The sequence below is a fragment of the Deinococcus hopiensis KR-140 genome (assembly GCF_900176165.1).
GTDB classification, from domain to species: Bacteria; Deinococcota; Deinococci; order Deinococcales; family Deinococcaceae; genus Deinococcus; species Deinococcus hopiensis.
The window spans coordinates 52,640-65,340 of sequence record NZ_FWWU01000008.1; the positions used below are offsets into that span (position 1 = coordinate 52,640).

General features: G+C 59.9%; 12 protein-coding genes and 1 pseudogene. 7 read left to right on the plus strand and 6 right to left on the minus strand.

Translation table 11 applies throughout. From position 1 onward, the window contains the following. Window positions 1-350 precede the first annotated feature (350 nt). Both B9A95_RS35345 and B9A95_RS35350 read right to left on the minus strand, forming a co-directional pair. On the minus strand, window positions 351-506 hold the full coding sequence (locus tag B9A95_RS35345) for a hypothetical protein (protein WP_245808301.1): 156 nt from the start codon (window positions 504-506) through the stop codon (window positions 351-353). A gap of 3 nt (window positions 507-509) precedes the next feature. Continuing rightward, the gene (locus tag B9A95_RS35350; RefSeq protein WP_245808302.1) at window positions 510-752 is read right to left on the minus strand and encodes a hypothetical protein; all 243 of its coding nucleotides are present in this window, start codon (window positions 750-752) and stop codon (window positions 510-512) included. Window positions 753-770: 18 nt separating this feature from the next. Here B9A95_RS35350 and B9A95_RS35355 point away from each other — a divergent pair, with 18 nt between their 5' ends. Then, complete coding sequence (locus B9A95_RS35355) at window positions 771-1,085, plus strand: sensor histidine kinase (protein WP_342744580.1); 315 nt, start codon at window positions 771-773, stop codon at window positions 1,083-1,085. A gap of 799 nt (window positions 1,086-1,884) precedes the next feature. On the opposite strand, the gene B9A95_RS10685 is transcribed toward B9A95_RS35355, so the two are convergent. Further along, window positions 1,885-2,226: a response regulator gene (locus B9A95_RS10685; protein ID WP_084047250.1), complete on the minus strand. Its 342-nt coding sequence runs from the start codon at window positions 2,224-2,226 to the stop codon at window positions 1,885-1,887. Window positions 2,227-3,110: 884 nt separating this feature from the next. On the opposite strand from B9A95_RS10685, the gene B9A95_RS10695 reads away from it, so the two are divergent. The 3 genes and pseudogenes from B9A95_RS10695 (at window position 3,111) to B9A95_RS34560 (ending at window position 5,786) form a co-directional block, all read left to right on the plus strand. Continuing rightward, on the plus strand, window positions 3,111-3,530 hold the full coding sequence (locus B9A95_RS10695) for a response regulator (protein WP_084047254.1): 420 nt from the start codon (window positions 3,111-3,113) through the stop codon (window positions 3,528-3,530). 335 nt (window positions 3,531-3,865) lie between these two features. Beyond that, a pseudogene (locus B9A95_RS10700) lies at window positions 3,866-4,712 on the plus strand (IS5 family transposase). A gap of 62 nt (window positions 4,713-4,774) precedes the next feature. Beyond that, window positions 4,775-5,786, plus strand: a protein-coding gene (locus B9A95_RS34560; RefSeq protein ID WP_212648305.1) for an IS630 family transposase whose coding sequence is annotated in 2 segments (ribosomal slippage) — window positions 4,775-5,245 and window positions 5,247-5,786 — 1,011 coding nt in all. Because the reading frame shifts where the segments join, the coding sequence is not laid out codon by codon here. Window positions 5,787-6,041: 255 nt separating this feature from the next. Here B9A95_RS34560 and B9A95_RS10705 read toward each other — a convergent pair. Both B9A95_RS10705 and B9A95_RS10710 read right to left on the minus strand, forming a co-directional pair. Beyond that, window positions 6,042-6,725, minus strand: a complete 684-nt coding sequence (locus B9A95_RS10705) for a response regulator transcription factor (RefSeq protein WP_084047256.1) — start codon at window positions 6,723-6,725, stop codon at window positions 6,042-6,044. 77 nt (window positions 6,726-6,802) lie between these two features. Continuing rightward, window positions 6,803-7,576, minus strand: a complete 774-nt coding sequence (locus B9A95_RS10710; protein ID WP_084047258.1) for an IS982 family transposase — start codon at window positions 7,574-7,576, stop codon at window positions 6,803-6,805. A 195-nt stretch (window positions 7,577-7,771) separates the two neighbouring features. Between B9A95_RS10710 and B9A95_RS10715 the strand changes: the two genes are divergently transcribed. The 3 genes from B9A95_RS10715 to B9A95_RS10725 all read left to right on the plus strand — a co-directional run bounded on the left by B9A95_RS10715 (window position 7,772) and on the right by B9A95_RS10725 (window position 12,134). Continuing rightward, window positions 7,772-9,775 (plus strand): HD domain-containing phosphohydrolase, encoded by a 2,004-nt coding sequence (locus B9A95_RS10715; protein WP_170928579.1) that lies wholly within the window; start codon window positions 7,772-7,774, stop codon window positions 9,773-9,775. A gap of 5 nt (window positions 9,776-9,780) precedes the next feature. Beyond that, window positions 9,781-10,200: a hypothetical protein gene (locus B9A95_RS10720; protein WP_139806674.1), complete on the plus strand. Its 420-nt coding sequence runs from the start codon at window positions 9,781-9,783 to the stop codon at window positions 10,198-10,200. Between the two features lie 296 nt (window positions 10,201-10,496). Next, a complete protein-coding gene (locus B9A95_RS10725; RefSeq protein WP_084047264.1) occupies window positions 10,497-12,134 on the plus strand; it encodes a GAF domain-containing protein in 1,638 nt (545 codons plus the stop codon). A gap of 28 nt (window positions 12,135-12,162) precedes the next feature. Here B9A95_RS10725 and B9A95_RS10730 read toward each other — a convergent pair whose 3' ends face one another. Then, window positions 12,163-12,687, minus strand: a complete 525-nt coding sequence (locus B9A95_RS10730; RefSeq protein WP_212648306.1) for a hypothetical protein — start codon at window positions 12,685-12,687, stop codon at window positions 12,163-12,165. Between the last annotated feature and the right edge of the window lie 14 nt (window positions 12,688-12,701).

A 12,701-nucleotide genomic window follows, 5' to 3' on the forward strand; every position in this document is an offset into this window, starting at 1 on the left:
GGGGAGCCTCTCTGGGTTGGATTGGCGTGCTTCTCGACGCGGATGCGGAGAAAGAAGAGCAGACCCTCTATCCGACAGCCTTGCACAAACGTTCGCCCATAAATGTCACAGGGAGGTTCAGGTAGGCCTATCGGGCTGGATTGCTCCAGGTCGGATAACTGCGGACCGGGTGATATCGCCAAGCGAGGTGGGAAGAACGCCTTGATCATCGGCTGAGCGTCGTGAGCAAGTCCCAGGCTGGGACTTGCTCTGATTCGAGGTAGTGGGACGGTGACATCAGCATGGGAAACCGTAGACCCCACCCGTCACAGGGGTCCACGGGGGAAGTGTGGTGCTTCTTGGCTTGTCGTCTACTCTGGCAAAAGGACCCAGAGGTCGGTGGGGAAGGTCCCGCTGGTCGTTTGGATTGTGGTGGCCACGCTGGTGGGGGTGGACGCGTTGCTGGTCTTGACGGTGATCTTGTTCCAACCCGGGACCAGGGTGTAGTTCATGTTGGACGTCGTCACGCTCTACCCGTTCAACGTGCCCTGGCAAACCTGGGTGCCCGCAACGGTCAGGGGACGATTGACGTAAACCAGCAGCCCAATGGACGTCATGGCGTTGGCGGCCAGCACCGGCTGAATGTCTCCATCCTTGCTGGCGTCCACGCTCAGGATGAGGGCTGCAGTCCCCACGGTCCGGTCACTGACCTTGATCAGGCGCAGCGAGTGATATGGAACATCCAGCCCCTTCCGCTGGTTCTTGCCGACCACACGACCCTGCGGCAGGTCATGATCAACCTCTTGTCGAACGCACTGAAATACAGCCGGACACAGCTCGAAGCCCACATCGAGATCTGCGTAGAGGAACGCCCCCACGAGTGGGCGGTCTTTGTGCGGGACAATGGGATGGGCTTTGATCCCCGGTATACCAACAAGCTATTCGGTGTGTTTCAGCGCCTGCACCGGCATGATGAGTTCGAAGGCACGCGGGTGGGGCTGGCGAACGTCCGGCGGATTATCACCCGGCACGGTGGCACGGTATTCGCGCATGGTGTGCTGAATGAGGTGGCCACGTTTGGCTGTACCTTGCCCCGGTCGCGCTGAGGAGGAAGCTGAGCAGGTCCAGCCTGGGGCGGGCAGTGACAAGGGCGGGCGCCGCTGTTCCCTGGCTTTTCTTCAGCAGACCGGCCAATAGATGACTGGGTACTCGTCAGAGCGGCGTCCTGGGTCTTCCGCCTTGCCCGCAGCATCCAGGATGACCCGGTCTGGGCCCTGGTCAAAGCGTTCAAGCAAGTTAGGAGCTGGTCCTGAACCGCTCCGACTCAGTGCTGAGGTCTTGAACGGGGAACCCAGTCGCCGTGCGCTCAGTGCTCCTCTTCGTCCCAGGGCCCGGCGCCCCCCTTTCCATCGCCGTCGCGGGACGGCCACCAACAATGTGCGCGGGCTTTGCCACTTCCCGACGTAGCGCGACGGCGACAGGGTCGGGCGCAGCCGTCAACCTGGAAGAGTGATGGTGGAGCGTCCGAAAGCAAAGCCATCCAGGGGTTGGAGGCGGCCCGTCAGGCGCACGAGGACCCGAGGACGATCTCCATTGCCTTGGCTCTTGCGGCAAATGACCTTACGAACGCCCTGGAGTCCTCCTCACCCACTGGACCCAGGACTTATGGGAACCCTCCCCGGACGGAGTGGCCAATGGACGAGAACCTCAGATATCGCCGGACTCAAATGCGAGAACCCTCCTCCCTTCCCAGGTGGCAGGAGGAGAGCTTAAGAATCAAACTCTCGTTGCCTCCAACAGTCCACTCCACCGCGAGGAGCACGGAGTTTAGCTCTGGCTTTCATCCCTGAGGACGTGCGCCTCGGCGACATTGAGGAGGGCACGGAGTAACGCGACCAGGACGTCCTACGTATCTGGCTTCTGAACGAAGCCGTCCGCACCCACGTCAAGGACACGCTGCACCTCTGCTGCCGAGCAGCCCGTGCTCCACATCACGATCCGCCCTTTGTGCCGGCCATCCAGGGCCTGCAAGACTTCTAGACCCGTCATACCCGGCATGTTCATATCCAGCAGCATGAGGTCGGGACAAGCGTGAGTGCCGAGGTACGGCAGCACTTTCCTACCGTCAGAAAGAACATCCAACTGGAGATCGAGATCTATGTCTTCCAAGACTTCCTTGATCAGCAGGAAGTCGGCCGCGTTGTCCTCCACCAATAGGAATGATTGAACAAGAGTGGAGGAGTGCATACGGTCATGGTAGGGTACACACTGAATATACAGTGTTCATCGTGTTTACCTGGCCCAGGTGACTCGTGGTGACTCGTGTCAGCGTGAGCACCGCGCAGGTCCCTTGAGGTGAGCGTGGAGGACGGTCTAGAGCTGATGGGGAAGAAGCCGCCACCCTGTTCGACCTCAGTGTGTGGACAGATCAGGAGGTGCCTGTCCTGGAAGGCAGCGATCTGATTCAGGTGCGGCGCATCATGGCAAAGCACGGTGGCTGGGTGTAGGCGGAGGCGCAGAGCAGCAGTGGAAAAGTAGTGCGGGCGTTCCCCAGAGACGAAGCGGTGAATGCGTTCGAAGCCCTCTTCCAGCAAGACAACCTGGCAAGATAGGGACGCACAGGACGGCCATGGGGACCTGAAGGAGTTGAGCCGCGATGCGGGTGATGCGGTCAAAGACGTCTTCTTGCGCTGTGTCCAGCACGTAATAGCGCGCCAGATCGAGGAGACGCGCCGCTTCAGCTGCGGGAACAGGAGCACCAGCCATGACTTCAGTGTGGCCCGCGGGCCTGACAGTCGCCTGTCCCTTTGATGCCAAGCCGAAGCTCAGATGGGCCGGGCCGTGCTGATCTTCTTAAGGCGTCCGAAGACAGACTGAGCAAGCAGGGTGAACTGAAGTGGGGAGGGAACAACTCTGGAAGGCAAACAGCGTGGCTACGCTTGAGTACCAATTCCAAAGGGCCCCAGCGAACAGGGGAACCTAACCGTAATGCATGCCGGTTGGCATTTTCTTTCCTGTGCACTTCGGTGCGGCTGAAGCGTGTTCTCGAGTCAGAGCGGGGGAACTGACAAGGGGTTGAAGTGTGAGGTACATCTCATACTCTTCTTCACCAACCCCTTAATCTCCCGCCGATGAGGATTCCCCAGCACTTCTTCCTGGTCGACGATAGTTTGGGGGACCGCCTCCTGGCAGAAGAGGCGTTTGATCAACTCTGCCCTGACTGTACCCTCACCACCGTGGCCAGCGGAGAGACCGCGTTACGCATGCTCCGCACCAAGAGTGTCATTCCAGACGTGATTCTGCTGGACATCAATATGCCAGGCATGAACGGCTTCGAACTTCTGCAGGCGCTGAAAGACGATGACGACCTGGCGCAGATTCCCGTCGTCATGCTTTCGACCTCCGGTGCACCGGGAGACATTGAGCGGGCGTACAGCCTGCAGGCCAGCTCATACCTCATGAAGTCGCCCAACTTCCAGGCCTTCTTGAAGCAGATCGACGCTTTCCTGAAATACTGGGGTGGAGCACAGGTTGCCTATGCTGCCGAGTAAAAAACCTGGCCGCGATGGGCAGGGGTGCAACTGAAGCCGAGTGCCTGTGCAGGACCGTCATTAAGTTGGCGGCGATACTGATAAGGCAACGCCTCCAGATGCACCGATTACGCTGCTGCTGGCCCTCATGTCCAGCACCGGGGTACCCTCACTCGACTCGGTGTCGTTCTTGCCGCTGAACGTCTGCTTGACCAGGTGGTACCCGAGAAGGTTGTGGAGCTTCCCATACACCGTATCCGCACCGCGTTCTAAAGTGCGTCTGAAAAACGTGCTGGTGCATGTTTTTCAGACGTATGGGATGGAGGAATGATGGGGCGGAGGTGGTGCGCGAATGATTGGGGCGTCCGTACCCAAACGACCTCACCGATGCCGAGTGGAACGTCCTCCAACCGTTCCTCCCTCCTGAATCGCTTGTGGGTCGACCCCGCAAGTGGTCTTTGCGGGAAATTCTGGACAGCATCTTCTCTGTCCTACGCGGAGGCCGTGGCCTGGCGGGGTACGGCCTCACGATCTTCCCCCCTGGCAAACGATCTACCACTATCACAGGATGTGGAGACTGCAAGGCGTCTGGGAGACGCTCCACACGACTTTGCGTGAACTGGTTCGGCTGCGAGAAGGACGAGAAGCTACACCAAGTGCTGGAATGATTGACAGCCAATCGGTCAAAACCACCGAGGCGGGTGGGCCACGTGGTTACGACGGCGGTAAGAAGGTCAATGGACGGAAGCGTCATCTGCTCGTGGATACGCCCTGCCTCGTCATGGCGATCAAAGTGCATGAAGCGGACATCCTTCCCCCGCGCGGGCGCGGTCCTCCTCTTGCGAGGGGGCGCCGAACGTCTTTCCCCGAATGAAGCACCTGTGGGCAGATGCGGGATACACCGGAAAATTGGCAGGAGAAATCAAAACGTTTCTCGGCTGGACGTTGGAAATCGTGAAGCATCCGTGGTCAGGCCGGCAGACTACTTGGGCACCAAAAGACGCACCTCCACGCCACGTGGAGGTGCCCGCGGGATTCGTGGTGTTGAAACGGCGTTGGGTCGTGGAGCGGACCTTTGCCTGGCTGGGAAAATCCAGGCGCATGGCCAAGGACGATGAAGCTCTGCCGGAGACAGCGGAGAACCTCGTCTACGAGGTGATGATCCGCTTGATGGTCCGCCGCTTGGCCAAGGGTCCACCCTGACCTTTTTCAGACGCACTTTATTGATAGCGGCTTGAATCGGAGACGAGTGGTAGGCTGAGGTCATGGTGCAGGTCTGGCGACCCTCAAGGCTGAGCCGCGCGCAACTCGAAGAACGACGGCTGTATGTGCAGCAACTTCTCCAGGATCCTGAAGTGACCGACCGCGTCATCGCTGAGACCGTCGGTGTTGCGGAAAGTACGGTCAGGACCTGGAAACAGCGACTCCGAGAACGAGGCAGTCTGGAGGCGACGCGGGCCACTGGTCCTCGGCGTCGCCTCACTGCTGAACAACTCAAGCAGCTCCAAGCCCTACTCGAGGCGGGTTCGAAGGCCGCGGGGTATAAGGATGAGCGCTGGACAACCTCCCGCGTGCGGGAGGTGATCGGGGTGCAATTTGAGGTGTGGTACCACGTCGATCACGTGAGGAAGGTACTCCATCAGCTGGGCTGCCCTCCTCAGAAGCCCGATCCACGCGCGATGGAGCGTGACGAACAAGCCGTTCAGACTTGGGTGCAGACCGTCCGACCCGAGTTGGAAAAAAAAAGTCGCTCAGGGCGCAACCCTGGTCTTCGTTGACGAGAGTGGCTTCAGCCTGAAACCCACGGTCACGCGGACCTGGGCTCCACGTGGCCAGACCCCCATCATTCACGCCAAAGCCGGGTGGGACAAGCTCTCTACCCTGGGTGCAGTGACGACCCGTGGTCAATTTCTGCAGCACACCGTACCAGGAGCCGTTCGAGGGCCTCAGGTACTCGCGTTCTTTGAACATCTGCTCCGACATATCAAAGGCGACTTGATCGTCGTCTTGGACAACGCTCGCATTCATCATACGAAGGCCCTCCGGGCCTTCGTTGAGCAGCAACAGCGTCTCACCATCCAGTACCTGCCCCCATATGCCCCGGAGCTCAACCCGATCGAGCACCTTTGGGCCTATGTCAAAGGGCACCTGCTCGGCAATTTCTGCCCCAAAGACCAGGGCGAATTGAAAGATCGCTTGAACTTCGCCTGGCGTCGCCTTCGCGCCTCACAACTCCCCGCCAAGCTCACCCATGCCTATTGCTCGTCTCAAACCTAAGCCGGTATCAATAATGGTACTCCGTTGGGTCTGAAAGTGCTGGCGAAGAACACGGGGGATTCCCACTCTTTCCGTACCGCACTGACCCCAGAAACACGGGCACCATCCATCAGGTTCCCGCCAGTCAACGGAGTACCAATAATACGGAACCAAAGTGACTCCCATATGTGGCTAGATGTATGATGAGGATATAGATCACGTCTGGGAGGACTTAAATGGATATGACTCTCATAACCGTATGAGTGAAAACCATTATTATTCCGTATAATTGGGTCGGAAGGCGTACCCCATGCCCCTTAGGGTTCGGATCAGCCCGGCCGCCTTCACGTTACGGAGCTTGGTGTGGAGGTTTCTCATCTGCATGTGCAGCGTTTGGCGTCCTGGAAGCGGGGCACCGTTCCAGAGTTCGTGTTCGAGTTGCTCCACAGAATACAGCCGCCCGGGATGCCGGGCCAGGAGGAGCAGCAGGTCAAACTCTATAGGAGAAAGCTGCACTTCACGTTCTTCGTAGAGGCACTGCCGGAGTTGCGGACGCAATTCCAGGCTCCCAACGGTAAGCGTGTCGTCTTTACCACACGGCTGACGGCGCAACTGGGCTTCGACCCGGACCAGCAGTTCCTCCGGGAAGAAGGGCTTCGTGAGGTAGTCGTTGGCCCCGGCGCTCAGCAACTCCGCCTTGCTCTCCACGGTATCCACCGCTGTCAGAATGACGATGGGCACTGCGCTGGTCTTTCTGAGTTGCAGAGCCACTTGCGCCCCGTTGATATCCGGCAGCCCCAGGTCAAGCAGCACCAGATCCGGGTGTTGTTCTTGTGCGCGGCGCATCCCAGTTCGCCCGTCCGCTGCGGTCGTCACTTCATACCCAGCACCTTGAAGATCGTACTGAAGGAGCGCTGTGAGGTCTAGATTGTCTTCAATGAGCAGAATGCGCTCAGGCATAGCACCTCTGTGACACACACAGTCCCTTAAAACCTGGTGAAATGCTCAAGGAATTTCTAAAACTTTATTTACGCCGTTTAGGGCTGAGCGAGGTTATGGGCGAGGACGGCCAGGACGACGCGGAGCCGGAGAGAGGGAAGTGTTTTGGTCTGAACGGAGCGAATTTGAGCTTCGACCAATTGTGAAAAGACGGTTTCAATGCGTTTGCGGAGCTTTGGGTGGCGGTCTTGCCGCCACCCGTTGTCATAGCGGGTGTTTTTCTTGGGTGGGAACAGGTAGCCCAGGCAGCAATAGCCCTTGTCCCCAATGATCTTTGGCCCGCCGAACTCAGGCCACCTCCGGTTCAACTCATAGCTGACGGTGGTGTCGTGAAGATTGGCGGGTTTGAGGAGGGACTGGACGATCTCCCCTGCGGGTGTCACCCAGGCATGCAGCTTGTACCCGTACACGTCGCTCTGGGTCCCAAACCCCCATTTCGCTCCCGGGAACTTGCACCGCTTGCCTCGTTTCGGGCGACATACCGGGAGCGGCATGGAGTCAATGATCACTTCTGCACAGCGTTTGGCGGGGCTGACCAAGGCTTCGAGGCGTTCCAGCAGACGCACGCTTCGCATGTACGCCTGGGTGTAGGAGGGAAGACCGACGCGGTCTTCCCTCAACATGTTCCACCAGATCGAGGGATACGGCTGCTTGAACACGAAGCGAGCGAGCAAGAGGGCCACGAGCAGGGCATCCGTCAGCTTCTGATGCTTAAATCGCTTCTGATCGCTGAAGTGCCGCTTCGCCCAACGGTGGAGCTGACGAATCACCGCACGACGACCTAAACTATGATGGAGACGGTATCTGCACATACCGTCTCCATTTTTCCTCGTCTCCGTCCTACTCGGCTACCCCAGCCTCAAGCCCTAAACGGCGTTTATTTATTTCGTGACCCAGCGCGACCCACTGCTGGAGTACCCCGTTTGCGTGAATCAGCACGTCAAGACCAGAGGCAGACGTTAAGCTGGCGTTGGTTCCCACAAAGGCGGACCGCTCAGGAGAGCTTCATGGGCAGTGACGATTCAATGACGTCTGCGGATTTGTCGACCATACAGCGCGCAATTACGCGGCACCTCACGGTGTATCCCGCTTCCCATGACGTCATACAGCAGGTTCTGGAGTGGGCAGGGCAAGCCCTGGGGGCACACTCCGCGAGCATCTGCACCTACAACCCCAGAACCCAAAGCCTGCACCGGGTGAACGCTATGGGATACAGCGAGGAGCGCCTCCGCGAATTCCGTGATATTCCCGTCGAACCGGGCCTGCCCATCACGGACGCTGTCCTTGAGCAACGTACCATCTGCCTGACAGCACGCGACTGGGACGAGCGGTACCCGCACCTCACGTTCATTCGTCTTCCGGAGATGCAGGCCATTGTCGCCCTCCCCCTTCTGCTTGAGGGGAAGGTCCACGGGACCCTGACGTTCAGCTGGGACAGCGGACGTACCCTCGATGGGTTTGAGTGGGTTTTTCTGGAGGGGTTCGCGCTTCAGTGTGCAGACGCGTTGTACCGCTTGCGCCGAACAGCCTGGGACCACAAGGTGCTCGAGTACAGCGGCGGCATCGTGCTGGTGTTCGGAGCGGACAGGAAAGTCAGCTTTCTCAGTTCCAGTGTGACGGCACTGCTCGGGTACACCGAGGAGGACCTGCGTAACCTCCACCTGCCCGACGTCCTCCACCCGGAGGAGGCACACCTGGTGCGAGACGTCCTGGCGGACCCGGGCAGGTCGCTCCGTACCCGAATCCGCGTACGGCACAAAGCGGGTGGCTGGATCTGGCTGGACGTCACGGTGCAGAACTTGTTGGCGGATCCGGACGTGCAGGGCTTCGTGGTGAACGCCCATGACGTCAGCAGCAGTGTACGGGCCATCGAAGCCCTCAGGGTGTCAGACCGTGCACACCGGCAAGCCGCTGACCGTTACCGGCACCTGCTGGACCTCGTGAACGCGTTTGATTTGACCGTGGACCCGGACGCCCTCATCCTGACGATGCTTGAGCGGGCCATGGCCGTCACGGGATTTCCACAGGCGTTCTACTACGCCGCGGCGGGCACGGATATGACCCTCCGGTGGGCACGGGGTGCCCACACCGATGAGGCGCTCGCTCTGTTGCCGAACATCAACGATTTACGTGCTTTTGGAAAGCCCGGGCTGGCCACCATGCGGGGTGAACTCTTTTTCGCAGCGGCGGATGAAGCGCTGTTCGACCCACCAGAAGCGCTGCCACGCCACTTCTGGCGATCATTCTGTTCCGTACCCATCCTCATGGGGGGCGCCCTGCACGGCGTGTTCGTGTTCGTGTCTGGAGCGGAAGACCGGATCAGTCCTGACCTCCAGCAGCTGATGCAGAGTTTCGCCGATCACGTCAACGTGATGCTGGAGCGTTACCAGCATGTGCAGCAACTGGATACGGCACGGGAAGAAACGTTTCGCGCCCTTGGTCGCGCGCTCGAATACCGGGACCATGACACGCACGGTCACACCGCACGGGTCGTGCAACTGGCGGAGCGGCTGGGCCGGGCGCTTGAGCTGAATGAGGCGCAACAGGACGCGCTGCGGTGGGGGGCGTACCTGCATGATGTGGGGAAGATAGGCGTTTCGGACCAGGTGCTGCTCAAACCGGGCGCGCTCACCGAAGGCGAGTGGTGGGAGATGCGGACGCACCCTCAGCTGGGTTACGCGATCCTCGCGCAGATTCCCACGCTGCCCGCCGAGACGCTCGGGGTCGTGCGGCATCATCATGAGCGGTGGGATGGGCGGGGGTATCCTGATGGGTTGGCGGGAGATGAAGTACCGCTGCTGGCCAGGGTATTCGCGGTGGTGGACGTGTATGACGCGTTGACGAGCAAGCGGCCGTACAAGGCGGCGTGGACGAGGGAAGAGGCAATGACTGAACTGGAGCGGATGGCCGGATCGCACCTTGACCCGGACATCGTGCACCGCTTCCTGACGCTCCTTTCCAGCGATGTCATCCGCTCAGCGTCCGGGGATGACCGCTGGCACACGGAGTGAGCAGGGTGCACCCTTCAATCGCTGCCTGGGATGTGGTGCCGCAGGGTGCGCCCGGAAATGACCCGGCCTTCACCCTGAGCCTGGGGCAGCAGGACACCGAACGCGTCCTGGTGCAGGTGTGGGGCGAGGTGATCGGGATGCTGGAGACGACGCTGCGGGATACGCTGGTCTGGACGAAGGCGGACCGTGCCGGGCAGGTGCGTCATCTTCAGGCCCGTCAGGACCGGCTGGAGGACGCGACGCGGGTGGCCCAGAACGCGCGCACAGGGGGAAGCATTCAGCGAGGCGGTGTGGGCAGAGTTGCGACGCGAAGTGACCCAGTTGCGTCACAACCTGGACCAGGAAGGGGAAGGCGCGCGTCTGGAAGCACTGGCTGCGCGGCTCGACGTCCTGCCGTCATGCGCTCAGAGCGCCAAATCCTTTGACATTGGCTTCACCCTCTGCTCAGTCCACTGCAGGAAGATCTGAAATCACTTCAATGTCATCCCTATCGGCCAGAAGGGCTGGGGCGAGATACTCCTGCCAGGAAGGGAAGCGTCCACCTTCTTAAAAACGGACGTGCGAGTGGGGCGGAAGCAGGTTCCCGGGCTGGTTCAAGTCCAGTCACCCACACCCCTCATGCGGCCCCAGGTCGCCTTTTCCCGGTGCTCCAGAGTTCTATAAATTCCTCTGTAAGGAACTGGTCGGCGTTCAAACCGAATGGCCGCCTACCCTGGTTCATATGGCGGAGCCACAGGCACAAACTCTCTTCAGTGATGAACTCCACGCTGTAGGGCACGCGCTCAGTCCCATCCAACCACAAGAGGTGGTCACCGATATCATCCTGCGTCCTGCCATCAGTTCCCTCGGTGCAGTCGCTGGTGCGGTCCTGCTCATTAACGCCATGCAAGATCGCCTGGAACTCATCACGCGGCAGGGCTACGAACAGAATGCCAAGACCATCTGGCAAGACGGTCCCCTGGACCGTCACGTTCCCGCTATCGACGTCATCCAGAAACAGGAACCGTTGTTCTTTAAAGACGCTGAAACGCTGAAACAGCATTACCCGCAGCTCGAACAGGACACGGGAGCCATCAGTCCTCTTGGCAGCGCCATCCTGCCTATCCTCCTGAACGGCCGCTCTCTGGGCGTGCTGGTCCTCGACTTCCACGAGCCGCACTTCTTCACCTCCGCTGAGAGGCAATTCCTGGTTACGCTGGCCCTTCAGTGCGCTATCGCTCTGGACCGCACCACGCAGCACGCCCGGCTCCTCCAGCAGCAACAGCAGCAGGTGGACGTGTTGGAGAGCATCAATGACGGCTTCTACGCGGTGGATGAGACCTGGCGCTTCATCTACGTCAACCGCCGCGCCGAAGAACTCTGGCACCGCCACCGGGAAGACTTGCTCGGCAAGGTCATCTGGGAGGAATTTCCTGAGATCGTTGGGAGTGAACCGTATCAAGCCCACTTCCAAGCCGTGCAGGAACGGCAAATGGTGCGCCTGGAGGCTGTGTCTCCCGTTCTCAATTCCTGGGTCTCAATCAACATCTTTCCTACAACACACGGATTGTCGGTGTACTTTTCCGACATCTCGCAGCGCAAGGCCGACGAGATCAAGGAGCGAGAATTCACCCAGACCTTGGAACGCCAGGTCTCGGAACGCACCCGGGACTTGCAGGACCTGAATGCGGAGTTGCGCGCCTACGCGCTGGGCATCACGCGGGACCTCAGCGAACCCCTGCGCCGGGTGAATGCTGTGACCGCACTGCTGCAACGCCGCCTGGAAGGCCGACTGGATCAGCGGCATGAGCGGTTGTTCCAGCAGGTCCGGGAAGAGGCACGCGGCGTTGGAGAACGTCTGGACGAGTTGCGGCATCTGGCTGTGCTGGAGCGGCGGGAGTTGCGGGAAGAGCCTTTGCCGCTCGCTCAGCTCATCGTGCAGGTGCGGAGTGATCTGGAACCCCTGCTCAAAAGGCGCAAGGTGAAGTGGGTGATTGGGACGCTGCCGGTGGTGCTGGGGGACGCCCTGCTGCTCCGGCAGGTCTTTGCGGAACTGCTTCTGGTGACGCTGGACGCCACCACCGAACGAGTCCAGGCGGTGATCGAGATAGACGGTGAGGCGCGCGGGGAAAACGTGCTGGTCTGGGTGAAGCACAACGGCTTGGGCCTGACGGCAGAGCAAGCGCAGGGCCTGTTCAATGTATTTCAGGTACCCCAAGGCCAGCTCGGGACGGGAGAGCGGATTGGGCTGGCGAATGTCCGCCGCATCGTGACGCGACATGGTGGGCAGGTGTGGGCAGAAGGGAACAGGGAAGGCGAGATGGGGGCCTCCCTGCTGGTGGCGCTGCCGAATCGCCTGGGTGAACTGGGTCAAGCTTAAGGAGTGGGCCCTGGTGGCCTGACAGAAATTATGAAGGCAAGCGAAAAACGAGCGTCCAGCCAACTTCAAGCGAGATCAGAGGGGTTGGTTGAGGACGTTTTCGGAGCTCCAGGGGTTCAGGATCGGGGCCGCCTCGAAGGGTCAAGCGGGTCATGACCGCTTGACCTCGACTCAGGGCGTACTGCATGGCTCGTAACCCAATCTTGAGATAGCTCAATCCCGTTTGCCAATGGGGATCAAGGACGCGCCGAGTCCCGTTCTGCACGACTTGAAGTCCTTCGGAAACCAAGAGGAGGGTGGCCACAGCGATGATCATGACCAGCCGTTCCAGGCTTGCTGCATCGCGGAGTTTGGACGCTTCCAGACCGAACAGCCCGCTTTTATCATCGAGAAAGCCTTCTTCGATCTGGAAGCGTTCGCCGTATTCGGCGAACGTGTCGATGCTGGTTGGTTCATCACTGACGACTTGCCACTGTTCTGACGCATCTGTTGGACGCCCCATGGCCACATGCACTGGGCCAAAATACTGTCCGGTGAGCATGACGTTGTGCAAACACCGGGTCTCTC

Bases quoted from the DNA above. Each gene is read 5' to 3' on its own strand.
- B9A95_RS35355 (WP_342744580.1), top strand. From the start codon at position 771: ATGATCAACCTCTTGTCGAACGCACTGAAATACAGCCGGACACAGCTC.
- B9A95_RS10685 (WP_084047250.1), bottom strand. From the start codon at position 2,226: ATGCACTCCTCCACTCTTGTTCAATCATTCCTATTGGTGGAGGACAAC.
- B9A95_RS10695 (WP_084047254.1), top strand. From the start codon at position 3,111: ATGAGGATTCCCCAGCACTTCTTCCTGGTCGACGATAGTTTGGGGGAC.
- B9A95_RS10705 (WP_084047256.1), bottom strand. From the start codon at position 6,725: ATGCCTGAGCGCATTCTGCTCATTGAAGACAATCTAGACCTCACAGCG.
- B9A95_RS10710 (WP_084047258.1), bottom strand. From the start codon at position 7,576: ATGTGCAGATACCGTCTCCATCATAGTTTAGGTCGTCGTGCGGTGATT.
- B9A95_RS10715 (WP_170928579.1), top strand. From the start codon at position 7,772: ATGGGCAGTGACGATTCAATGACGTCTGCGGATTTGTCGACCATACAG.
- B9A95_RS10725 (WP_084047264.1), top strand. From the start codon at position 10,497: ATGGCGGAGCCACAGGCACAAACTCTCTTCAGTGATGAACTCCACGCT.